Here is a 20,924-nt window from a genome sequence, read left to right as displayed (position 1 = left end):
ATATGCTAGCGTCCCTCCAAAGTCGCCCGATCGGGTGGCGTGGAAGGAAACGACATGCACACCAAGAGGATGGTGTTTCGAGCGCTCGCCGGGGTGGCGTTGACGGCGGCGTTCACGGGGGGACCGGCGATGGTGGCCGGCGCGGCCGGCGCGGGCGGGCAGGGCGCCGTGCCGACCGCATCCGCGGCGACCGGCGAGGTCGCGGCTGCCGACGCGAGCACGACGTCCGCCGCCACGGTGGCCGGCGTGGGAGGGCTGGCGGCGGAGGTCGTGGTCACGCCGGCGACGGAGACGGGAGCGACGGCGGCCGACGCGGGCGATCCCGCCGCGGTGGCGGGCCCAGCGCACTGCGAGGACTCGCAGCTCGTCATGGACTACGTCGAACGACCAGACCGGTCGACAGCTGAGGCACTCGCGTTCGACCTGGTCTTCACGAATGCCGGATCGGAGCCGTGCTCGTTCGACGGATGGCCCGGCCTGGTCGCGGAGGACGCCGATGGCGGAACCCTCACCTGGGCGCTCGCGTCCGGATGGACGAGCACCCTGACGGTCCTGCCCCCGAACGGCGGCCGGGCGGTCGCAGAGGGCACGGCGGAGTTCCCGTCCGTGTCGGGTTGTGTCGAAGCGACATCCGACCGCCTGCGTGCCTACATCTCCTCGGACGGAGCCGGCGGCGGAATCGTCGACGACGCGCGGATCCCCGTCTGCGCGGACGGGACGTGGTCGCTCTGGCTCGGACCCGTGATGCCCCTCCACGGCGCGCCGGGCGAGGTCACCCCTCCTGAGGACCCGGACCCCCTCCCCGCCAAGTGCCAGGACGAGCAGCTGACCCTCGAGTTCGTCTCCCGACCGGATCTCTCGGTCGACGGGGCCTCCGGATTCGAGCTGGTGTTCACGAATGCGTCGGATGTCGCGTGCTCGCTGTGGGGATGGCCCGGCCTCATCGTGGAGTCGGCCGACGGAAGCCGCATCGGCTCATCGTGGACCGTCGGCGACGACATGGGCGAGCCGTTCGTGCTCGAGAACGGCGACACCGCGATCGTGCTCGGCTCGGCGCCCGACCCCGCGGCATGGGGCTGCGAGGCGATCTTGGCCGATCACCTGCGGGCCTACGTCACGTCGGACGGCGCAGGCCCCGGCGTCGTCGGCATCGCGCAGATCCCGGTCTGCGCCGACGGGTCGACGGTGCTCGAGATCGGGCCGTTCACCGCGGCCTGAGGTCGATACAGCCGATGTGAGGACGGCGCCGTCGAGTTCGCTCGCGGCGCCGTTCCACGTGTCGGGTACGGATGCCCCGGGCTCGGCCGGCGCCTGCCGCTGACCGCGCACTCATGTGGGGCGCTATCCGGGCCGGCCGACCAGCACGTGCTCGCGGAGGAGGTCGGCGAACCGCTCCGGATCGGCGAACTCGACGAGGTGACCGGCCGATGCGACCGTCACGAGTTCGGTGCGCGGCGATGCGATACGGGGTAGCAGCGCCTCGACCGCGCTCACCGGGTTCACGAGGTCGTCGCTGCCGTGCACGAGGAGGAACGGCACCTCGTAGCGGCCCGAGACATCCGGATCGCGGAGCTCGTCGTAGAGCGCGTCGCGTGCGATCGCCATGCTGTCGCCGATCGCGCGGATGTCGGCCATCGAGTAGTCCGGCGTGTACATGAGCGCCGGGAGCATCAGGTCGTAGACCATGTCGGGTGCGTCCGGGCTGGCCGAGATCGCGAGTTTGCTCACGGCCTCGGCCTGTTCCGGCGTCCAGGCCTGCGGATCGGGGCCGAGCGCGTCGAGGGCGGCGATGCCTCGACGATCACCGCGCCGAGCGAGGGCGGCTCGGGTCTCGCGCCACGAGGCGGCGCGGCTTGCGAGCCCGACCTGGTTCGCGCCGATGTAGTGGTCGAAGCGCTCGGGGGCGGCACGGAGCATGCGCGTCGCGATGACGGTTCCGACGGAGCTGCCCATGAGGATGACCCGGTCCTGGCCGAGCTCCCGAGCGATCCAGTCGGCCAGCTCGAGGCCGTCGGCCACGACCCGGTCGACCGTGAGCGTGTCGTCCCGGCCGTTGCGCACGAAGGTCTTGCCTGCGCCGCGCTGGTCCCACTGCACGACGGTGACGACGCGTTCCCACGCCGACAGCCGCGGGTTGAAGGGGATGTACGGCGAAGCCGGCCCGCCATGCACGACGAGGAGCACGGGGTTCGCACGGTCGGCGCCGCGGATCGTGACCCACTGCTCGATGCCGCCGAGCCGCACCCATTCCTGCCGGTTGACGCCGCCGGGGGGCGTCTCGGCGAGCAGCCGAGCGTTGCGGCGGCGCTCGGCGGGCCGTCGGAACATCGAGACGAACGGCGCGGCGAGATGCCGCAGCTTCGTGGCCATCAGGCCACCCCCATTCCCGTCGCGAGCTTCTGCAACTGCTCGCCGAGCGCATCGGCGTCGACGCCGGCGCGATCGACGACCTGTTCGAACATCGGCGTCATGAGGCCGCGCGACGCCGTGACGACCCTCCGCCCCTCCTCGGTGATCGAGACGCGTCGCTCACGGCCATCGACCGCCTCGAGAGCGACCAGGCCGCGCGCGCTGAGCTCGCGCAGCATTGTGCTGATCGCAGGCTCGGTGTGGCCGAGGAGCGCCGCCAGCATGCGCTGGTTCATCGGCCCCTCACGGTCGGCGACCAGGAGCACGATGGCCCGGCGGTACGAGAGGTCGAGCTCGCGGCGGAGCACACGGTCGGCGGTGCGGTCCATCTCGTGGACCACGCGGTGGAGGAGGAGTGGAACGTCGTACACACTTAGGACATTAAGTGTTTCCACGGCCGGTTGTCAAGCCGCCCGAGGGGGCCGGACACGGCCGTCGCCTGAGGACCGGCCACGACCGTATCACGCATGGTCGACATAGTGCTTGCAATCCACTACCACTTCGTACTAGCGTCTCGAGAAGCAGTTGCAAACCACAATCGGAAGGCATCTCATGCTGAAGCAGGTCGCCGAGGGCGTTCTCGTTCACGAGAGCGAGTTCATCCAGAGCCATGCCGTCGTCGTGCAGGGCCGCGACGGTGTGCTGCTCATCGACCCCGGCATCACGAGCGGCGAGATGGCCGCCCTCGCGAACGACCTTCGCGAGACGGGCCGGCCCGTCGTGGCGGGCTTCTCGACGCATCCCGATTGGGACCACGTGCTGTGGCACGCGGACTTCGGCGACGCGCCCCGCTATGGCACCGCCCGCTGCGCGGCATCCATGCAGGATCTGCTGTCACACGCCGACTGGCGAGCCCGCATCGCCCCGGGACTCCCGCCGGAGTACGCCGACGAGATCCCCATGGAGCTGCTGGGCCTCATCACCGGGCTGCCCGCCGACGCCGCGCGGATTCCCTGGGACGGCCCCGACGTCCGCATCATCGAGCATCGGGCCCATGCCCCCGGCCACGCGGCCCTGCTGATCGACGAGGCCGGCGTCCTCGTCGCCGGCGACATGCTCTCCGACATCCTGATGCCGTTCCTCGACCACGACGCGGCGGACCCGATCGAGGACTACCTCGCCGCGCTCGAGCTGTTCGAGCGCGTGGCCGACGACGTCGTCGCCGTCATCCCCGGCCACGGCTCGGTCGGCGGAGCCGACCAGTTCCGAGCGCGGATCGAGCTCGACCGCGCGTACGTCGAGGCCCTGCGCGACGGCCGCGCTCCCGACGACCCCCGAGTGGGTCCATCCGCCCCGTTGGAGTGGCTGGCCGACGTGCATGAATGGCAACTCCAGCGGCTCGCCCAGAGGGAGCAGGGCGCGACGGCCGGCTAGCGCGTCTCATGATGGTGCATCGGTGATCCCGCGATGACCCCGGCTCACTGCGGCGCGATCGTGAACGCCAGGACCGTCGGCGGGAGCTGGCCGCTCTCGTATTTTCCCTCCGCATCGTAGTCGGTGGTCGGTCCGCGTTCCGTGCCGGGCTTGACGTAGGACCGAAGGCCCGCGGTGAAGAAGCCGTGCAGGTGCGGGTCGCCCGGAGCGGACACGTCGGTCATCAGCGGCACCATCTTCTCGGTGATCGTGGTGCAGGCGCCGTCGGCCAGGCCGTCGATGGCGTCGCAGTCCCTGGTGAAGTAGTGCACGAAGAACTTGTCGGTGTTCGCCACCGTGCCCGCGTAGCCGTCGGCAGACCCCTCCAGGTCGCTCGCCGGCGAGTCCTCATCGTGGTCGGGCACGTTCGCCACGCCCTTGAGCAGCGAGGCGTCGTTGATCGACAGGCCGTTGTACGTCGCGTTGCCGGTCTGCGTGCCGAGGGTGCCGACGACGGCATAGACCTGACCGGAGTCGATCGGCTGCGGCGGCATGAAGAAGTAGCTCGCGTCCTGCCCGTCGCCCAGGCAGTTCTCGCCGATCGTGCGGCAGTGCGGACCGAAGTGCCCGAGCCAGGTCTCCACGTTGGCCATCTCCGGCGGCTCGCCCATCGAGGGAGCCGGCAGCGGGACGAGGTTCCACGGTCCCTGCGTGGCGCGCGTCGTGACCGCCGTCGCGAGGTCTTGGAGATCCTCACGGAGGTCGGCCTCGTTCTCCGCCGTGCGCTCGTCGCGCGGGATGTCGTCGTACGGCTCGGCCGGCCGGTTCGAGGACGGGGCCTCCCTGACGCGCAGCACCGTCAGCGGCAGTTTCGCCCGCCACGCTTGGGCGGCGTGCTCATCCTCGGGCATCGCGTACCGGAAGCCGTGCATGAAGTCGAGGGCTTCCTCGTCGAGGCCGAGCGGGCCGAGCGGCGTTCCGTCGAAGCTCGAGGGGATCCGTTCGGTGAACACGGCGTCCTGTGGGACGCCGAGGCTCCCGAGCGCCGCGCGGACCTTCTCCTCCATCGCCTGGTCCGGGGTCATCACGAAGTAGCGCAACTCACCGAACGACGCACCCGACTGGTCGCCGTCCATGACCACGTTGTTGATGCTGTTGCCGACGCTGGAGAAGCTCTGCACCCGTTCGGGGTTACGAGGAAGCGTGGAGAACAGGTACCCCACCATCGGCGAGCGCGAGAACTTGTCTCGTCCGCCCTGCTCGGCATCCGTGATCCAGGGGTAGCCGAAGTGATGGTCGGGGTCGCCTTCTTCGACGACCCATTCGTGCGTGAACACGTAGGACTGCAGGCTCATGTACTTCCCGGGGGGCGGCATGGTGCCGAAGAGCACGATCGCCTCACGCGGGTCCAACCGGTAGGTCGTGCTGTACCCGGGGCGGACCCGGCCGTAGGCGTCGGCCGTCGCCGGGTCGACGAACTCGTCGGGCCAGGGCTTCACCGCCGACACGACGTACGGCGACGCCGGGTTGTTCCCGTAGCAGTTGAACGTGACGGGGTAGCCGTCCTTGCAGTCGTCCATCGTCCACAGCCGGGGGTAGCCCTGGGTCACCTCCAGGCCACTGGCGGTGAGGTCGCTCACCAGTGTCTTGGTGAACTGGTTGCCACCAGGTTTGGCGGCCTGGCTGTGCGCAGGGGCCGCCGCGCCGACCCCGCCCAGCAGGATCAGCGCGAGCAACGGGTACACCAGCTTCAATCGTGACGTTCGCATGACGAGTCTCCCTCGTGCGTCTATTGCAGGGCCAGCGCCACGTGGAAGCGCTCTGCCCCGGTGAGGAGGTGATCTTGCGCCAGGGCCGCCTCGTCGACGTCGAGCTCGACCCAGTTGATCGTCCCGTTGAACGCGTTGTCCTTCGGTCCGTAGTGCGGCGAGACCGGCGAGCCCCGCTCCATCCCGACGTCGACCGTCTCGTCGGCGGAGAACGCGAAGGGCTCGGTCCGCTCCAGACGGCCCTCGCCGACCCGGTCTCCGTCGACGAAGAGCGACACGTTGCCGCCCTTGGCGATGCCGCCACCGTCGTACGTGAACTCCATGCGCACCTGGTGCTTGCCTGCGGGGAGGGCCTGGACGCCCTGGACGAAGTGGTGCTCGATCCCGCAGAAGTTGTAGCAGTACGTGAGCCTGCCGTCCTTCGCGTAGAGGCTGAACCCGCCTGGGATGCCGCCCTGCGCGAAGATCACGCCTTTCGCCCCGGACTCCGGCACGATCACCTCGGCGGTGATGGCGTGCGACTTGTTGTAGACCGGCAGGACCACGCCGAAGTTCAGGCCCTGCATGCCGCCGAAGAACAGTTGGCGATTCCCGTGTATGAGCTGCGGCCGTCCGGCGATGTCGGCGTTGAAGCGCTCGGCGAGACGGTCGTCGAGCGGTACGACGTTGTGCTTCACCGCCTCGATCAGCCACAGCCGCTGCAGGGCGTGCAGCTTGTCCGGCATCTGGGCGCTGAGGTCGTGCGCCTGGGTCCAGTCCTCCGCGGCGTAGAGCTCCCAGACGTCGTCGTCGAAGGGGACCGTCTCGATCGCCCCGGTCTCCCACGGGGTGCGGTGCTTGGTGACCGCCGTCCACCCTCGGTGGTAGACGCCTCGATTGCCGATGATCTCGAAGTACTGCGTCTGGTGCTGCTCGACTGCGTCCTCGTCGTCGAAGGAGTAGCGCATGCTGACCCCCTCGTACGGCTTCTGCTGGACCCCGTTGACGAACGTCGGCTCCGGCAGATCCGCGACCTCGAGGACGGTCGGCGCGATGTCGATGACGTGGCAGAACTGGGAGCGGTTCTCTCCCCTGCCTCGAATACCCTTCGGCCAATGCACGATCGTGCCGTTGCGGGTGCCTCCCCAGTGCGAGGCGACCTGCTTGGTCCACTGGTACGGGGTGCACATGGCATGCGCCCAACCGACCGCGTAATGGTTGTACGCGGCGGGCGTGCCCAGCTTGTCCATGTTGTCGCGCAGGTACTCCGTGGTCTCGAGGGCACCGAACCCGTTCAAGGAGATCATCTCGTTCACGGAACCGTGGAGCGTCCCCTCGGCCGAGGCGCCGTTGTCGCCGATGATGTAGTAGACGAGGGTGTCGTCGAGGACCTCCAAGTCCGCGAGGGCGTCGACGAGGCGGCCGGCTTGGAAGTCGGTGTGCTCCAGGAAGCCGGCGTAGACCTCCATCTCACGCGCCAGTACGGGCTTCAGCTCGTCGGACATCTCGTCCCACGCCGGGATCTCCGCATGGCGCTGGGTCAGTTCGGCGTCGGGCGGGATCACGCCGAGGTCCCTCTGACGCGCGAACGTCTCTTCTCGCAATCGGTCCCAGCCGTGGTCGAACCTGCCGCGATACTTCGCCGACCACTCCGCCGGCACGTGGTGCGGTGCATGCGTCGCCCCCGGTGCGAAGTACATGAAGAACGGCTTGTCCGGCATCAACGTCTTCTGCTGCCGCACCCACGCGATGGCCTGGTCGGCCAGGTCCTCGGTGAGGTGGTAGCCCTCATCCGGAGTCCGGGCGGGCTCGGTCGGCCGGGTGCCGTCGATCAGTGCCGGGTAGTACTGGTTGGTCTCCCCGCCGATGAACCCGTAGAAGTGCTCGAACCCGCCGCCGGTCGGCCAGCGGTCGAACGGACCCATGGGACCGTTCTCCCAGGTCGGCACCTCGTGGCACTTGCCGAAGTGCGCCGTGGAGTACCCGTTCAACTTGAGCGTCTCGGGTAATGGAGCGCAGGTGTTGGGGCGGATGGACGTGTTTCCCGGTGCCGACGTGGCCATCTCGGTGACGCCGCCCATGCCGACCGTGTGGTGGTTGCGTCCGGTCAGGAGCGCGGCGCGAGTGGGCGAGCACAATGCGGTGGTGTGGAACCGGTTGTACTTCAGTCCGTTCGCCGCGAGCCGCTCGGCGGTGGGCATATTCACCGGGCCACCGAAGGCGGACGAGGCACCGAACCCGACATCGTCGATCAGGACGATCAGCACGTTGGGCGCACCATCCGGCGGCCGCAGCGGCTCGATCGGTGGGTACTCGGTCTCGGGGTCCTTCGCGTCGTACGTCGTCAGTCCCACCGGCGGTCGGTCGGGGATCGGCAGTACTTCGCGTCGAACGTCGTCACGCCTGCGGTCGTTCGCCATGCGGTGCCCCCTCGAGTGCTGCGAGAACCGCTACGCAGGATGCGAACGACTCCGGGGGCTTCGCGTCACGCCCATTCTGCGGCCAGGCGCCGGGGCTGTCAATCGAACGACCGGACGCGCGACGAATGCCCGCGGACCCGAGCCGCGGATGCGACGGCTGTCAGCCGGGCTGGCCGGCGGACTCCACCGAGGGCGCCGGCTCCCACTCGGGTTCGCCCACGGGGCCGTCGTCGGGGGCCGGCGGCGCGACGGTCTCGGGCGCCGGCTGGGGCAGGCTGCCGAGTCGGTCGACCTGCTCGGTGAGTGCCTCGAGGACCGACCGCAACTGGATCTGCGCGACCTGGGCGTAGGTGCGCACGTACTCGATCTCGGGGACGGCCGGACCACCCTGCTGGGTGGCGAGCGTCGCGCTGGCATGACTGGCGCTGCTCTCGGCGCGTTCCAGGATCTCCCGGTACTGGTTGCGGGCGGTGATCACCAGGTCGCGCGCGTACTGCTCGGCATCGGCGACCGCCTTGTCGGCGATCAGCTGCGCCTGGGCGAGCAACCCGACCGCTCCGGCCGTGATCTCGTCTTCGAGGTCCGAACCGGATGTCGCGGTCGAGCCGGACGACGATGAGCCGGATGCCCCGGACCCGCCGGACGCCCGAAGCTCGGCGTTCTCGGCCCGCAGTGCGGCGAGCTCTCGCTGGGCGCCGGTCATGGCGGCCCGGGCCTCGGCGGTCGCCTGCGCGAGGTGGGCCATGAACGTGTCGACCTCGAGCCGGTCGTACGCCCCGCCCCGCATCTTCATGGTGAACGACACGGGGTGGGCGTCGGGCAGGTGGCTCACCGCGGCGGCCAGGGCTTGCTCGAGCTCGGTGCCGGACATGGCAGCAAGGCTATCGGGGTCGGTCCCGTTCTGCGTCATGCTCGGTCCCCCTCTCCGCTCTGCGGCAGCCCAGTCGGCTGCAGTTCATGGGTGTGGTGATGCATGGCATGACTGTCGTCGTCGACGGTCGTGAACAGCTCGAAGCGAACGTCCGTCTTCTCGATCCCCCCGGCACGGAGCCGGGCGACCGTGTGCTGCACCATCTCGGGCGACCCGCAGACCAGCGCGAGACGCCCGTGCAGCTCGCCGGTCTCTGCGGCGACGTCGCCGACGAGGCCCTTCCGGCCGGGGTAGCTGGGGTCGTCGGAGACGACCGGCGTGTAGGTGAACCACGGTCGGCCGGCCAGGTTCTGGAACAGCCGGTTCTCGTAGAGGTTCGCCGGAAGCCGCGCACCGTGGAGCAGATGCACGCGCGGCGCCCTGCCGGTCGACTGCCAGTCCTGGTCGATCCGCTCCAGGTGCGCTCGCAGCGGAGCCAGGCCGGTGCCGCCGGCGACCATGATCAGGTCGCGCTCGCGCTCGCCGTCGTCGAGGGTCAGTTCCTGTCCCACTGGGGCGCCGAGGCGGATCGTCTCGCCGACGGCCAGGGAGCGGACGATGGTGCTGCTGACCTGGCCGCCGGGAACCATCTGGACGTGGAACTCGATGCTGCCGTCGGCGCGAGGCGCGTTCGCCGGGCTGAGGTAGCGCCAGAGCCGTGGACGGGCCGGCACCTCCACCGCGATCGACTGGCCCGGCACGAACGACAGCTCGGGCTCGGGGCGCACCTGGATGATCGCGAGGTCGAGGCCCCGGTGCTCGACCGCGGTCACCCTGCCCGCCCACCACGCCGGACTGGTCTGTGCCGACGCTTCGGCCGCCTCGACCATGACCGAGGCGATCACCCCGTAGGCCTCGGTCCAGTCCGCGGCGACGTCATCGGTCCACAGCTCGCCCAGGAAGTGCTTCAGCGTGGCGAGCAGCGACGCGCCGACCGCGCCGTAGTGGTCGGCGATGACCTCGAAGCGACGGTGGTCGCGTCCCAGTTGCTGGATGAACGCGACCACCTCGTCGAGCTGGTCCACGTTCGACACGATTCGGCCGAGCGCACCGACGAGCCGATCCCGCTGGGTGGCCATCGAGACCGGGAACATGTCCCGCAGTTCGGGGTGGGACAGGAAGAGGTGCGAGTAGAAGAACAGCGGAACCTCGTCGCCGAGGCCTTCGGCCAGCGCCCAGGTCTTCTTCAGTGCGGCGGTGTCCACCGCCTCACCCGGCCGCCGGACGGCTCTCGACGATGTCAGCCTCGGTGCCGGCGATGGTGGTCACGACCCGGTCGATGATGTCGCGCTCGACGCCCGCCTCCGTCAGTGCGGTCACCAGGTGCCCGGCCACCGAGCCGAAGTCCTCGGACGAGATGTTCATTCCCGCGTGGGCGGCGCGCAGGTCTCGCCCTTCGTACCCGACGGGGCCGCCCATGACCTGCGACACCAGCGCCACCTGGTGGCGCTTCAGCCGGACCATCTCGGTCCCCTCGAAGAATCCCTTGAGCCGGTCGTCACCGAGCACCAACTGGTAGAAGCGGTCGACCACGGCGGCGATGGCGGGGCCGCCGCCGACCGCCGCGTAGTCACTGGGGGTTTCGAGGTCGGCTTGGGTCATCTCACGCATCCAATCACTGGCGGGGCAGGGGCCTACCTTTCATAGCAGAATCGGGCGTCCGAGCTGTTCCGATTTCCACAGGCCGGATGTGGTGCCCCGGCGGTGCCGCGGGCGCACGCGGGTCGGATGCGGCATCCGACCGTTCCCGATCGAGGTCGCCGGCGCGTGCGGCCTGCACGATCCGCAGACCGCGCGCGCCGTGGATTCGCGCGTACCAGTGCAGGAGATCGGACACGTCGCCTCCCGGGTCGATGGAGTTGCCGACCTCACGGTAGGCATCGCGCGCCGGCACCGACGGTGATGCAGCTCACAGTCGGGAGCATCCCGTCGGAATGCGCCACGTCGCCGCGAGGTTGCACCAGAGCGTGACGGCCTCAGCAGCGACGACGCACTCGACCACCACGACGCGCCCGCCCCTCGGGCGCCACGGAGTGTGGCGGCCCGGCCGCACCACGACCCCCGAGATCGCCGCAGGGGTGGAGCGGCTCGGCTTCGGCGCCCTGTGGCTCGGCGGCGCGACCGCCGACCTCGAGCTCCCCGAGCAGCTCCTCGACGCGACCGACCGGCTGACGGTCGCGACCGGCATCGTGAACATCTGGAGTTCGACCCCCGACGAGCTCGCGGCATCCTTCCACCGCATCGACCGCCGGCATCCAGGGCGGCTCCTGCTCGGCATCGGCGCGGGGCATCCGGAGTCCGCCGCCCGGTACCGCTCTCCGTACACGGCGCTCGTCGAGACCCTCGACGCCCTCGAGTCGCTCGGGGTCCCGCTGCAGCGCGTCGTGCTCGCCGCCCTCGGCCCGCGCGTGCTGCGTCTCGCCGCCGAGCGCACCGCGGGCGCGCACCCCTACCTGACGACGCCCGACCACACCCGCTCGGCTCGCGAGACGATGGGCCCGAGCGCACTGCTCGCGCCCGAGCAGAAGGTGATGCGGTCGACGGATGCCGCGGCCGCACGTCACGTCGGCCACCGGGTCGTCGGCCCCTACCTCGAGCTCACGAACTACCGGGCCAACCTCCTGCGGATGGGGTTCGCCGAGGCGTCGCTGGCCGACGGCGGCACCGACGACCTCATCGACGCCCTGGTCGCCCACGGCGACGCCGCGGCCCTCGTCGCGCGCCTCGACGCGCACCTCGAGGCGGGCGCCGACCACGTGGCGATCCAGGTGCTGCCCGGGCGCGACGACCCGCTGCCGACCCTGGCCGCCATCGCCGCGGCGCTCGCGGCCCGCCCCTGACGCGCCCGGGCACCGACGCACCCCGCCCCCGCCCCCGCTCCGGCGCGCGCCCAGCCCGCTCCCGGCGCGGGGAGGATGTCAAGGCCTTCTCGACCACCGAGGCGCGCGCCTAGCGTGATGGGGTGATTCCAGGAACCGCCCATGCCCGGCCCGACGGCGGGCGCGTGCGCGCCACGCGGCGCACCCCGGCGAGCGTCTACCTCGGCGTCGTGCTGCCGGTCGTGGTCGCGCTCGGCGCGGTGGCCGTCCAGCCGTGGCTGCCGCCGACCGACCTGCTGCGCGACAGCCAGGTCGTCGCCGGGGATCACGGAAACGCCCGCAGCGTCTACGGACTCCTCTCGAACCTCGGCATCGTGGTGCTGGCCGTCGCGGCGGGCGCCGCCCTCGGCGGCCGGCTCGCGCTCCGGGGCACGGGCGATCGACTGCGCCCGCTGCTGGCCTGGAGTGCGGCGCTGAGCCTGACGCTCGCCCTCGACGACCTGCTCCTCCTGCATGAGACGGCGACCTTCCGACCGTGGGCGAGCGCGGTCTTCGCCGTAGCGTACGGCCTCGCGCTCGTGACCTACCTCGTGCGGTTCCGCACCGAGATCCGTCGGGACCTCGACGTCGGACTGCTCGCGATCGCCGCGGCGGCGCTCGCGGCATCCGTGCTCGTCGACCTCGTGGCCGAGCCGCCGACGCAGTGGTCGGTGTTCGTCGAGGACGGCGCGAAGCTCTTGGGCGTCGTGGCGTGGTCGGCCTTCGTGATGCGGGCGGCGATCCTCGCACTCAGTCCGACGGGGCGGCACCGGCGAGGCGAGGAGCCGGGCCTCCGGGCGGGTCGGCCGCCGGACGTCAGGGCGTGACCGCCTCGAGCAGCCACCACAGCGCGAGCCCGCCGATGAGCGCGACGGGAAGCTGCTTGAAGCGCGCCCAGAGCAGCCAGGTGACGGCGGCCGCGACGACGGCGGGGAGGGTCTCGCCGACCGAGACGATCCCGCGCGGCGCGAGGAGGCCGGGCACCGCGATCGCGGCAAGGACGGCCGGCGCCACGTAGGGGAGGAACCGCTCGAGCAGGGCCGGCGGCCGGGCGTCGGCCGTGAGCAGGAACGCCGCCCGCAGGGCGTAGGTCCCCGCCCCGACGACGGCGAGCACGATGAGGTCACGCATGGGACATCCGTTCGGTGATGGCGCCGGCGGCCATGCCGACGGCCGCGGCGAGCAGGAGACCCAGGCCGAGCGGCAGCGGTGCGGCGAGGGTGGCGGTGCCGCCCGCGGCGACCGCGGCCGCCCAGGTGGCGCGGCTCTTCAGGGTCGGGATGAGGAGCAGGAGGAAGGTGAGCGGCGCGGCCAGCTCCAGGGGCAGCGTGGCGGGCAGGAGTCCGCCGAGGAGGATGCCCGCCGCGGTCAGCAGCAGCCAGCCGCCCCAGCACGTGAGGGCCATGGCGACGTAGTACCGAAGGCGGGCGGCGCCGTCCTCCCGCTCGCGCCCCTCGAACCTCGCGATCGCGAGGGCGTAGACGGGGTCGGCCAGGAAGTAGGCGCCGCCGGCCCGCCACCCGCGCGACCAGTCCCGGGTGTGCACGGCCAGCGAGGCGCTGTAGAGCAGGTGCCGGGAGTTCACGACGAGGGCGGTGAGCACCACGATGACGGGGAGGGCGCCGTCGTCGAGGAGTTGGACGGCCACGAGCTGGGCGGCGCCGGCGAACACCAGGAACGACGACGACCACGCGACGACCGGATCCACGCTGGTCGCCGCGAGGGTGGCCCCGAGGGCGAGCCCGAACGGGACGTACGCGGCGATGACCGCGAGTGCGTCGCGGATCCCGTCGCGCGCCGGACGAGCCCGCGTGCCCTCGGTGTCGGGTGCGGCGCCTCGGGCGGCGCCTCGGCTCAGCGCGGACATGGCTCCTCCTCCAGGTTGTCGACCGACGCGTACCCGCCCCGCGTGTACGCGAGCGAGCGGCCGTCGCCTCCCAGGCGCACCCGCTCCACCCGGGCGATGACCACGTCGTGATCGCCGCCCGGGTGCACGTCGCGGATCGAGCATCGGGCCGCCCCGACCCCACCGTCGACGACGGGCATCCCGTCGACGGTGAAGCGCGAGGCGTGGGCCGACGGGAAGGCGGTCGACGGTGCGGCGAACCGCTCGGCGACCGTCTCCTGGCCGACGGCGAGCGCGCTGAGCACGAACCGCCCCGTCGGCGCGATGCTCGACCAGGCGCGTGAGCGCCGCGCGACGCTGACCGCCACCAGCGGCGGGTCCAGCGACACGCACGTGAAGGAACTCACGGTCATGCCCCACGGCGCGCCGTGCACGTCCCGCCCGGTGAGCACGGCGACCGGCTGGGCGATCGCGCGCATGAGACGGCGCAGGTCGACGTCGGCGACGGATGCCCCGTGCCGCCGATCTCCGGACGCCGTGACGTCGGCCGGGGTCGGATGCTCCGGCGACAGGGTCAGGTCGAGCTCGGTCATGGCGGTTCCTCTCGGTGGTTTCGACTGGTCGCAGGCGAAGCTCAGCCCCAGCGGGGCTGCGCGTCGGGGTCGATCCCGAGGCTGAACTTGGCCACGAGCTCGTGGGTCAGCGCGGAGTTTCCGGGGTGGATGCGCCCGAGCCTGGCGTCGCGGAAGAGCTGCTCCATGCGGTTGCGGCGGAAGATGCCGGCCCCGCCCGACAGGTCCATCGCGGTGTCGACGACCTTCCACGCCTCCGACACGACGACGTGCTTGGCGGTGAGGATCTTCAGCGGCCACAGGCCGCCGTGGTCCACGCCCTGCGACCAGTCGTCGCCGGCGCGCTGCAGGTGGGCGTCGACGGTCTCGAGGGCCAGGCGCATCTCGGCGATCCCGTGCTGCACCTCGGGGTGGTGCGCCATCGACCGCGTCAGTGCGATCGAGTTCCGCTGGTGCACGCGCTCGACGGTCAGGTCGAAGGCCCGGTGGGCGATGCCGGCGTACACGGCGGCGAAGCCGAGCATGGCCCACGCGAAGACCGAGACCTGGAACCCGCCCGCGCCGGCGAAGCCGGCCGGACAGACCAGCACGACGTCGGAGTCGGCGATGAAGGCGTGGTCCAGCACGATGTCGTCGCTCGCCGTCGCGCGCATCCCCATCACGTCCCAGGTGGGTTCGATGCGGTACCCGTCGGCATCGCGGCGGAGGAAGCCGTGCACGATGCGCGGATCGGCCGGGTCGCTCGTGTCCATCGCGTGCACGCCGAGCCAGTCCCAGACGGGAGACAGGCTCCCGAACACCTTCCGGCCCGTGAAGGCCCACCCGCCGTCGACGCGCTCGGCGCTCGTCGTCGAGAGGAAGAGCGGCACGTCGTTGCCGGACTCCCCGTGCCCGGCCGCGAAGACGTCGCCGGCCGCCGCGCGCTCGAGCACCCAGGCCATGCTGCGATCACCCGCTCGGAACAGGTCCGCCGCGACGCCGGTCCAGTAGAAGTGCATGTTCACGGCGATCGCGGTCGCCGGCGCGTGATACGCCAGTCGCTGCTGGTGCCGGCCGATCTCCGCGAGCGAGAGACCGGGCCCGCCGTACTCGGCGGGCAGCGCGAGGTCGAGGTATCCGGATGCCTTCAGCTCCTCCAGGTCCTCGAAGAAGAATCGGTTCTCGCGGTCGTACTGGGGTGCGCGCTCGTCGAAGCGTCGCAGCATCGCCTCGGTGAGCACCGCAGCGGGCGGCGCCTCCGTGGTCGGCGTTTCCGTGGTCGTGGTCATGGTGATCCCTGTCTGTTCGCGGGCCGGTTGCGACCCGTGCATCACTGTCGCGCCCAGCCGTGTGATGCCGCGTGTGACGCTCGAAGTGAGAGGATTGCTCATACTGAAGCCGTCGGACGGCTGCGAGGCGGTGAACGTTGGGAACCCGGATCAGCCTGCTCGGAGCGCCGGGCATCGAGGTCGACGGCGCGGCCGTGCCCGGTCCCCGGGGCAGCAAGGCCTGGGCGATCCTCGCCTACCTCGCCCTGGCCGACCGGCCGGTGCCACGGGCGCGCCTCCTCGACCTGCTGTTCGACGAGGCCGAGGACCCCGGCGCGGCCCTGCGATGGAGCCTCTCCCAGCTGCGGCGCGCACTGGGTGACAGCGCCGATCTCACGGGCGATCCCGTTCGATTCGAGCGGGGCCCCGACACCGTCGTCGACGTCGACGTCGTGCTCGACGGGCTCTGGTCGCAGGCGCTCGAGCTGCCGAACTTCGGCGGCGCGCTCCTCGAGGGCGTCTCGCTGCGGACCGGTCCCGCGTTCGACCTGTGGCTCTCGGGCGAACGCCGGCGCCTGGCATCCGCCACCGCGACCATGCTGCACGAGGGCGCGCATGCGCGGCTGGCCCGCGGCGACGTCGGCTCCGCCGTGGCATTGGCCGAGCGGCTCGTCGCCGCCGAACCGCTCGAGGAAGCCGGCCACGAGCTGCTCGTACGCGCCCTGATGGCGGCGGGAGACCCCGCCGCGGCGGCGGAACGCGCCCGCCAGTGCCGCGACATCTTCGCGCGCGAACTCGGCTCGGTGCCGTCGCCTGCCGTGCAGGCGGCCCTGCGGCCGCGGGTCGCCGCCTCGGCACCCCAGGGCCGATCGGCGGTCCTCGCCGCGATCGACGTCGGAGTCGGTGCGGCGCACGGCGGCGCGTACGACCGCGCCATCGAGGCGTTGCGGCAGGCCGCAGCGGCCGACGCCGACACCACGGGCGAGGTGCAGGCCACGGCGCTGGCCTCGCTCGGCTCGGTGCTCGTGCACGGCGTGCGCGGCAGCGACGAGGAGGCGATCGGGATGCTCCACCGCGCGTTCGCGATGGCGACCGACTGCGGTGCGCGGCCGGTGGCGGCACGGGCGGCGCTCGAACTCGGCGTCGTCGAGACCCTGCGCGCGCACTATCCGCGGATGGAGTCGTGGCTGGCCGAGGCGACCGCGCTGGCCGACGGCGACGATCGCATCCTCGCCTGGATCGACCTCTACGCCGGCCTGGGTCGCACCGACCAGGGCGACTACGCATCGGCGGCCGAGACCCTCGATCGCGCCCAGGAGCACGCTCGCCGGGCGGGCGAGCTGCGCGTGCTGGCCTACGCCGCCACGGGCACGGGCCGGCTCCACCTCCTGCGCGGCGAACTGGTCGAGGCACGCGATGCGCTGGTGCTGGCGTGCTCGACGGCCCGGGAGATCGGCTGGACCGCCTTCGTGCCGTTCCCGCAGGCGCTGCTCGCCGAGGTCGACGTGCTCGAGGGCGACGTCGAGGCGGCGGAAGCCGGGTTCGATCACTCCTACGCGCTCGCCTGCCAGGTCGGCGACCCCTGCTGGGAGAGCTACGCCCTGCGCGGCCGAGGGCTGGTCGCGGCGGCCCGCGGCGACGACGCCTCGGCCCTCGACCTCCTGGCCGAGGCCCCGCGTGCCTCGCGGCGGATCCCCGACACGCATGCGTGGGTCGATGCGTTCTGCCTCGACGCCCTCTGCGACTTCGCCGTCGCACGTGGCCTGCCCGCGGCATCCGACTGGGTCGACGAGCTCGAGGCGTTCGCCTCGCGGCGCGGAATGCGCGAGCTGGTCGCGCGGGCGGCGTTGCATCGAGTGCGCCTGGGCCAGACTGGAGCCGTGGAAGCAGCCGCCCTCGCCCTGACGACCATCGACAACCCCGCGCTCGACCGCATCGCCGACGCCGCCGGCGTTCCGTCGGCATGAGCGTCGCAGGGCACCACGGCCCCGACGAGGAACTCCTGCGGGTCATCGCCGAGACGGCGGCCGACCTGGCCGCCGACGCGGCGCGCGTCGAGCGCATGCGGAACGAGATCGAGGAGGGGTTCGACCTGCTCCGCGGCACCGAGAAGGCGGTGTCGGTCTTCGGTTCGGCACGAGCCCGCCCCGACCATCCGCACTACCGCCTCGCCCGGCGCATCGGATCCGGGCTGGCCGAGGCCGGGTTCACCGTGATCACGGGCGGGGGTCCGGGGGTCATGGAGGCCGCGAACCGCGGCGCCGTCGAGGTCGGCGGAACCTCGGTCGGGCTCGGCATCGAGCTGCCGCACGAGCAGGGGCTCAACGAGTACGTCGATCTCGCCCTCGACTTCCGGTACTTCTTCGCCCGCAAGCTGATGTTCGTGCGATACGCGTCGGCGTTCGTGGTGCTGCCCGGCGGGTTCGGCACGCTCGACGAGCTGTTCGAGGCGCTCACGCTCGTGCAGACCGGGAAGATCCACGACTTCCCGGTCATCCTCGCCGGATCCGACTACTGGCGCGGCCTCGTCGAGTGGATCAGGGACCGGCCTCGGGAACACGGATACATCGCGCCCGACGACCTCGACCTCGTGACCGTGTCCGACGACGCCGACGAGATCGTCGCGCTCGTGCAGGCCGGCTGGGAGCGCCAGCGCACGCACGAGGAATCACCCGACACGGTCTGAGACGACCGGCGGCTCGCGACATCCGGAACCGGCGCGGGTCGCGGTCACCCAACCCGCCGTCACCGGACCCGCCGTCGCCCGCCCCGCCGTCACCGCGGCCGGCGACCGCGCCGCCTGGCCGTCCACGCGAGGTAGGCGCCCATCGCACTGAGCACGCCCAGCCCCGTGCCGACCATCGCACCCTCCCACGAGCGCCATTTCCGCTCACGCGAGACCACGTTCCCGATGCCCGAGATGAACGCCGCGCTGATCATGCCCGCCACGAGCCGGTTGCCGATGCGCTCCACCCGGCCGACGATCGGGTCGAGTTCGGCCGCCCGCAGGTGCACTTGGACGCCCGTCGTGTCGACCTGGTCGACCACGCGCCGCAGCACGCCCGGCAGGTCGAGGGCGAGCTCGCCCATGTCCGCAGAGGCGCGCGCGAGGCGCCTCGCGAACACGAGCATGCTCGTACGCTCGCGTGCGAGCCGCTGCGCATACGGTTCGAGCGACTCGCCGAGCCGGAAGTCGGGGTCGAGCTTCACCGCGAGGCCCTCGATCTGCAGCAGCGCCTTGAACAACAGCGCCATCTCGCGCGGCAGGTGCAGCCGGTTGTCGCGGAGGATCCCGAACAGGTCGCCCATCATGCGGGCGAACGGCGTCTCGCGCAGCGACCGCAGCCGGTAGTGCGAGAGGAAGACCCGGAGGTCCTCGCGCAGCACCTCGCGGTCGATGGTCGCCCCACCGACCGACATGCCGATGAGCGCCGTCGCGAGCAGGTCGTGGTTGCCGCGCACCAGGGCGATGAAGAGGTTGCTGAGGTGGCCGCGCAGTTCCTCCTCGACGATGCCGACCATGCCGAAGTCGATGAGGGCGATGGTGCCGTCGTCGTGGATGAAGAGGTTGCCGGGGTGCAGGTCGGCGTGGAAGAACCGGTCCTCGAACGTCATCTTCAGCACGATGTCGGCGCCGCGCCGGGCGATGTGCTTGCGGTCCACCCCCGTGGTGTCGAGGGTCTCGCCGTCGCCGACGTTGGCGCCGTACATCCGCTCGAGGGTCAGCACGCGCGAGGACGTGAACTCCCAGAACACGCGCGGGATGAGCACGTCGGGCTCATCGGCGAAGTTCTCGGCGAAGCGCTCCGCGTTGCGGCCCTCCTGCAGGTAGTCGAGCTCGGCGCGAATGGTCTTCGCGAACTCGTCGGCGAGGCCGGCGGCGTCGTACTCGCGCGCCAGGTTCCACGTGCGGTCGGCGCGCATCGCGAGATTCTGCAGGATCTCGACGTCCTGCTGCACCTGGGCCACCGCCCCCGGGCGGCGGACCTTCACCACGACCGGCGTGCCGTCCTTCAGGGTGGCGGCGTGCGCCTGTCCGATCGAGGCCGACGCGAGCGGATCGTCGTCGAACCGGGCGAAGATCTCCTCGGGCTCGCCGCCGAGCTCCCGGCGGATCACGTCGCGGATCAGGTCTGCAGGCACGGGCGGTGCGGCATCCTGCAGCTTGACCAGTTCGTCGACATAGCCGGGGGGAAGCAGGTCGGGTCGCGTCGACAACACCTGTCCGAGCTTGATGAACGTCGGCCCGAGCTCCTCGAGTGCGCGCCGCAGGTGCGCGGGAGACTCGTGGGTCTCGGCACCGGATGCCCCGGCCGCGCGGTGCCGGAACGGAAGCCGGTCGAGGCCGATGAGGCCGCCGAGGAAGCCGAGGCTGTGCCGTCGCAGGACCGCGGCGATCTCGCGGTAGCGGGCGGTATGCGTCGTGTCGGCTCGGCCGGCGCTCATGGTGATCCCTCGTCGTGTCTCAGGCCGCTTTCAACGTACACCGGGCCCGCCCGGGGCCGCCTCGCGACATCCGCTCGCCCGCCTCGCGACATCGAAAAGGCGCGGATGCACGGTGCAACCCTGCATCCGCGCCTTCTCGATCGGACATCCGGCTCACGAGTCCGCGTTCGACGTCGGGAGGGGTACCGCCAGCAGGGCGCGCACGCCCGCCACGAACGTCGCCCGATGCGCCCCGAGGTCGTCGTCGGTCACCTCCACGACGTGCCATCCCGCGGCGGTGAGCCGGCGTCGACGTCGCACGTCCTCCTGCCAACGTCGCCGATCCGTGCGATGGATGTCGCCGAGGTACTCGATGGCGATTCGGCGCTCGGGATACGCGAGGTCGGGATGCACGACGGCGCCGTCGGGCAGCTCGACCGGCGGGTTCGGAACCGGCTCGGGCAGTCCGGCGTCGACGATCGTGAGCCGCAGGTGACTCTCCCTGGGCGACTCGGCGCCCACCCGGACGCGCGGCAACGCGGCCGCGAGGTTCACCCGGCCTCGACGGGCACCCCATCGCACCGCGGCATCCCGCAGCTCGTCGATCGTGGCGAGCGCCGGCTCGCGCACCCTGCCGCGACGCCGGCCGGTCACGATCGCGTCGCCGAGCGCGACGAGGTCGTACGTCGACATCCCACTGGCGAGCTGGCACCAGACGACGGCTGGCGCAACGACCGGGAGCCCGTCGTGCAGCAGGATGGGCGGGGCGACGGATGCCACGTGGCCGACGACTCCGCGCCCGCGAGCCCGCGTGGCACTGGGGCGGGCGAGGACGTGCACCTCGACCGGCTCTTCGGGCAGCGGCAGATGCAACAGCATCGCCGCGGTCGCGTGCGAGAACGCCTCTCCTTCGCGGAGCAGCGGTTCGTAGGCACGACAGCGGTCGACGACCTCCTCGAGGTGGAGCCCGATCGAGCGAGCCCCGGTGTACGGTCGCTGCACGTCGGCAGCGCGCAGCCGCCCGCGGCTCGCGGCGTGGAAGTCGTGGTCGCGGACGCGGAAGGCGGCCCCGTGCAGATACGGAGCGAGCGGGGTACGTCGGGTCATCCGCTCACCCTGCCGAACGGTGCGGCGGG

The 20,924-nt window shown here is 71.5% G+C and carries 19 protein-coding genes; 6 read left to right on the top strand and 13 right to left on the bottom strand.

Going from position 1 to position 20,924, the window contains the following annotated elements; all coding sequences use genetic code 11:
* Positions 1-54 precede the first annotated feature (54 nt).
* Positions 55-1,218, top strand: a complete 1,164-nt coding sequence (locus EZM51_RS14380) for a DUF4232 domain-containing protein (RefSeq protein WP_136708997.1) — start codon at positions 55-57, stop codon at positions 1,216-1,218.
* Between the two features lie 123 nt (positions 1,219-1,341).
* On the opposite strand, the gene EZM51_RS14375 is transcribed toward EZM51_RS14380, so the two are convergent.
* Both EZM51_RS14375 and EZM51_RS14370 read right to left on the bottom strand, forming a co-directional pair.
* A complete protein-coding gene (locus EZM51_RS14375; RefSeq protein ID WP_136708996.1) occupies positions 1,342-2,370 on the bottom strand; it encodes an alpha/beta hydrolase in 1,029 nt (342 codons plus the stop codon).
* Positions 2,370-2,780 (bottom strand): MarR family winged helix-turn-helix transcriptional regulator, encoded by a 411-nt coding sequence (locus tag EZM51_RS14370; RefSeq protein ID WP_136708995.1) that lies wholly within the window; start codon positions 2,778-2,780, stop codon positions 2,370-2,372. Before EZM51_RS14370 ends, EZM51_RS14375 begins: the two co-directional genes overlap by 1 nt.
* Before the next feature lie 181 nt (positions 2,781-2,961).
* Between EZM51_RS14370 and EZM51_RS14365 the strand changes: the two genes are divergently transcribed.
* Entirely contained in the window at positions 2,962-3,783 is an 822-nt protein-coding gene (locus EZM51_RS14365) for an MBL fold metallo-hydrolase (RefSeq protein WP_136708994.1), read from the top strand.
* 44 nt (positions 3,784-3,827) lie between these two features.
* Here EZM51_RS14365 and EZM51_RS14360 read toward each other — a convergent pair whose 3' ends face one another.
* From EZM51_RS14360 to EZM51_RS14340, 5 genes are all read right to left on the bottom strand, one after another.
* Positions 3,828-5,531, bottom strand: coding sequence for a hypothetical protein (locus EZM51_RS14360; protein ID WP_136708993.1), 1,704 nt, complete (start codon positions 5,529-5,531; stop codon positions 3,828-3,830).
* 20 nt (positions 5,532-5,551) lie between these two features.
* Positions 5,552-7,930: an arylsulfatase gene (locus EZM51_RS14355; RefSeq protein WP_136708992.1), complete on the bottom strand. Its 2,379-nt coding sequence runs from the start codon at positions 7,928-7,930 to the stop codon at positions 5,552-5,554.
* A gap of 160 nt (positions 7,931-8,090) precedes the next feature.
* Entirely contained in the window at positions 8,091-8,801 is a 711-nt protein-coding gene (locus EZM51_RS14350) for a hypothetical protein (protein WP_136708991.1), read from the bottom strand.
* 35 nt (positions 8,802-8,836) lie between these two features.
* A complete protein-coding gene (locus EZM51_RS14345) occupies positions 8,837-10,045 on the bottom strand; it encodes a globin domain-containing protein (RefSeq protein ID WP_136708990.1) in 1,209 nt (402 codons plus the stop codon).
* Between the two features lie 4 nt (positions 10,046-10,049).
* Positions 10,050-10,442: a group 1 truncated hemoglobin gene (locus tag EZM51_RS14340; protein ID WP_211195923.1), complete on the bottom strand. Its 393-nt coding sequence runs from the start codon at positions 10,440-10,442 to the stop codon at positions 10,050-10,052.
* 365 nt (positions 10,443-10,807) lie between these two features.
* On the opposite strand from EZM51_RS14340, the gene EZM51_RS14335 reads away from it, so the two are divergent.
* Positions 10,808-11,680, top strand: a complete 873-nt coding sequence (locus EZM51_RS14335; RefSeq protein WP_211195922.1) for an LLM class F420-dependent oxidoreductase — start codon at positions 10,808-10,810, stop codon at positions 11,678-11,680.
* 122 nt (positions 11,681-11,802) lie between these two features.
* Complete coding sequence (locus tag EZM51_RS14330) at positions 11,803-12,525, top strand: hypothetical protein (protein ID WP_136708987.1); 723 nt, start codon at positions 11,803-11,805, stop codon at positions 12,523-12,525.
* On the opposite strand, the gene EZM51_RS14325 is transcribed toward EZM51_RS14330, so the two are convergent.
* The 4 genes from EZM51_RS14325 to EZM51_RS14310 are packed head-to-tail and all read right to left on the bottom strand — an operon-like array spanning position 12,515 to position 15,384.
* Positions 12,515-12,829: an AzlD domain-containing protein gene (locus EZM51_RS14325; protein ID WP_136708986.1), complete on the bottom strand. Its 315-nt coding sequence runs from the start codon at positions 12,827-12,829 to the stop codon at positions 12,515-12,517. The genes EZM51_RS14330 and EZM51_RS14325 overlap by 11 nt on opposite strands.
* Positions 12,822-13,565, bottom strand: coding sequence for an AzlC family ABC transporter permease (locus EZM51_RS14320; RefSeq protein WP_136708985.1), 744 nt, complete (start codon positions 13,563-13,565; stop codon positions 12,822-12,824). Before EZM51_RS14320 ends, EZM51_RS14325 begins: the two co-directional genes overlap by 8 nt.
* The gene (locus EZM51_RS14315; RefSeq protein WP_136708984.1) at positions 13,553-14,137 is read right to left on the bottom strand and encodes a flavin reductase family protein; all 585 of its coding nucleotides are present in this window, start codon (positions 14,135-14,137) and stop codon (positions 13,553-13,555) included. Before EZM51_RS14315 ends, EZM51_RS14320 begins: the two co-directional genes overlap by 13 nt.
* Before the next feature lie 41 nt (positions 14,138-14,178).
* Entirely contained in the window at positions 14,179-15,384 is a 1,206-nt protein-coding gene (locus EZM51_RS14310; protein ID WP_136708983.1) for an acyl-CoA dehydrogenase family protein, read from the bottom strand.
* Between the two features lie 137 nt (positions 15,385-15,521).
* On the opposite strand from EZM51_RS14310, the gene EZM51_RS14305 reads away from it, so the two are divergent.
* Positions 15,522-17,330, top strand: coding sequence for a BTAD domain-containing putative transcriptional regulator (locus EZM51_RS14305; protein WP_136708982.1), 1,809 nt, complete (start codon positions 15,522-15,524; stop codon positions 17,328-17,330).
* The gene (locus tag EZM51_RS14300) at positions 17,327-18,049 is read left to right on the top strand and encodes a TIGR00730 family Rossman fold protein (RefSeq protein ID WP_136708981.1); all 723 of its coding nucleotides are present in this window, start codon (positions 17,327-17,329) and stop codon (positions 18,047-18,049) included. The genes EZM51_RS14305 and EZM51_RS14300 overlap by 4 nt, the downstream gene beginning before the upstream one ends.
* 89 nt (positions 18,050-18,138) lie before the next feature.
* Here the strand turns inward: EZM51_RS14300 and EZM51_RS14295 are convergent, their stop codons facing one another.
* Entirely contained in the window at positions 18,139-19,809 is a 1,671-nt protein-coding gene (locus EZM51_RS14295) for an AarF/ABC1/UbiB kinase family protein (protein ID WP_136708980.1), read from the bottom strand.
* A 153-nt stretch (positions 19,810-19,962) separates the two neighbouring features.
* The gene (locus EZM51_RS14290; RefSeq protein WP_136708979.1) at positions 19,963-20,895 is read right to left on the bottom strand and encodes a hypothetical protein; all 933 of its coding nucleotides are present in this window, start codon (positions 20,893-20,895) and stop codon (positions 19,963-19,965) included.
* Positions 20,896-20,924 lie beyond the last annotated feature (29 nt).

It is taken from the genome of Agromyces sp. H66 (genome assembly GCF_004959775.1).
Lineage (GTDB): Bacteria > Actinomycetota > Actinomycetes > Actinomycetales > Microbacteriaceae > Agromyces.
This window is presented reverse-complemented; position numbering and strand designations above follow the sequence as displayed.

What these genes read in the sequence shown, in the direction of transcription:
- EZM51_RS14380 (WP_136708997.1), top strand. Translation starts at nt 55, where the DNA reads ATGCACACCAAGAGGATGGTGTTTCGAGCGCTCGCCGGGGTGGCGTTG.
- EZM51_RS14375 (WP_136708996.1), bottom strand. Translation starts at nt 2,370, where the DNA reads ATGGCCACGAAGCTGCGGCATCTCGCCGCGCCGTTCGTCTCGATGTTC.
- EZM51_RS14365 (WP_136708994.1), top strand. Translation starts at nt 2,962, where the DNA reads ATGCTGAAGCAGGTCGCCGAGGGCGTTCTCGTTCACGAGAGCGAGTTC.
- EZM51_RS14360 (WP_136708993.1), bottom strand. Translation starts at nt 5,531, where the DNA reads ATGCGAACGTCACGATTGAAGCTGGTGTACCCGTTGCTCGCGCTGATC.
- EZM51_RS14355 (WP_136708992.1), bottom strand. Translation starts at nt 7,930, where the DNA reads ATGGCGAACGACCGCAGGCGTGACGACGTTCGACGCGAAGTACTGCCG.
- EZM51_RS14350 (WP_136708991.1), bottom strand. Translation starts at nt 8,801, where the DNA reads ATGTCCGGCACCGAGCTCGAGCAAGCCCTGGCCGCCGCGGTGAGCCAC.
- EZM51_RS14340 (WP_211195923.1), bottom strand. Translation starts at nt 10,442, where the DNA reads ATGACCCAAGCCGACCTCGAAACCCCCAGTGACTACGCGGCGGTCGGC.
- EZM51_RS14325 (WP_136708986.1), bottom strand. Translation starts at nt 12,829, where the DNA reads ATGCGTGACCTCATCGTGCTCGCCGTCGTCGGGGCGGGGACCTACGCC.
- EZM51_RS14320 (WP_136708985.1), bottom strand. Translation starts at nt 13,565, where the DNA reads ATGTCCGCGCTGAGCCGAGGCGCCGCCCGAGGCGCCGCACCCGACACC.
- EZM51_RS14315 (WP_136708984.1), bottom strand. Translation starts at nt 14,137, where the DNA reads ATGACCGAGCTCGACCTGACCCTGTCGCCGGAGCATCCGACCCCGGCC.
- EZM51_RS14310 (WP_136708983.1), bottom strand. Translation starts at nt 15,384, where the DNA reads ATGACCACGACCACGGAAACGCCGACCACGGAGGCGCCGCCCGCTGCG.
- EZM51_RS14300 (WP_136708981.1), top strand. Translation starts at nt 17,327, where the DNA reads ATGAGCGTCGCAGGGCACCACGGCCCCGACGAGGAACTCCTGCGGGTC.
- EZM51_RS14295 (WP_136708980.1), bottom strand. Translation starts at nt 19,809, where the DNA reads ATGAGCGCCGGCCGAGCCGACACGACGCATACCGCCCGCTACCGCGAG.
- EZM51_RS14290 (WP_136708979.1), bottom strand. Translation starts at nt 20,895, where the DNA reads ATGACCCGACGTACCCCGCTCGCTCCGTATCTGCACGGGGCCGCCTTC.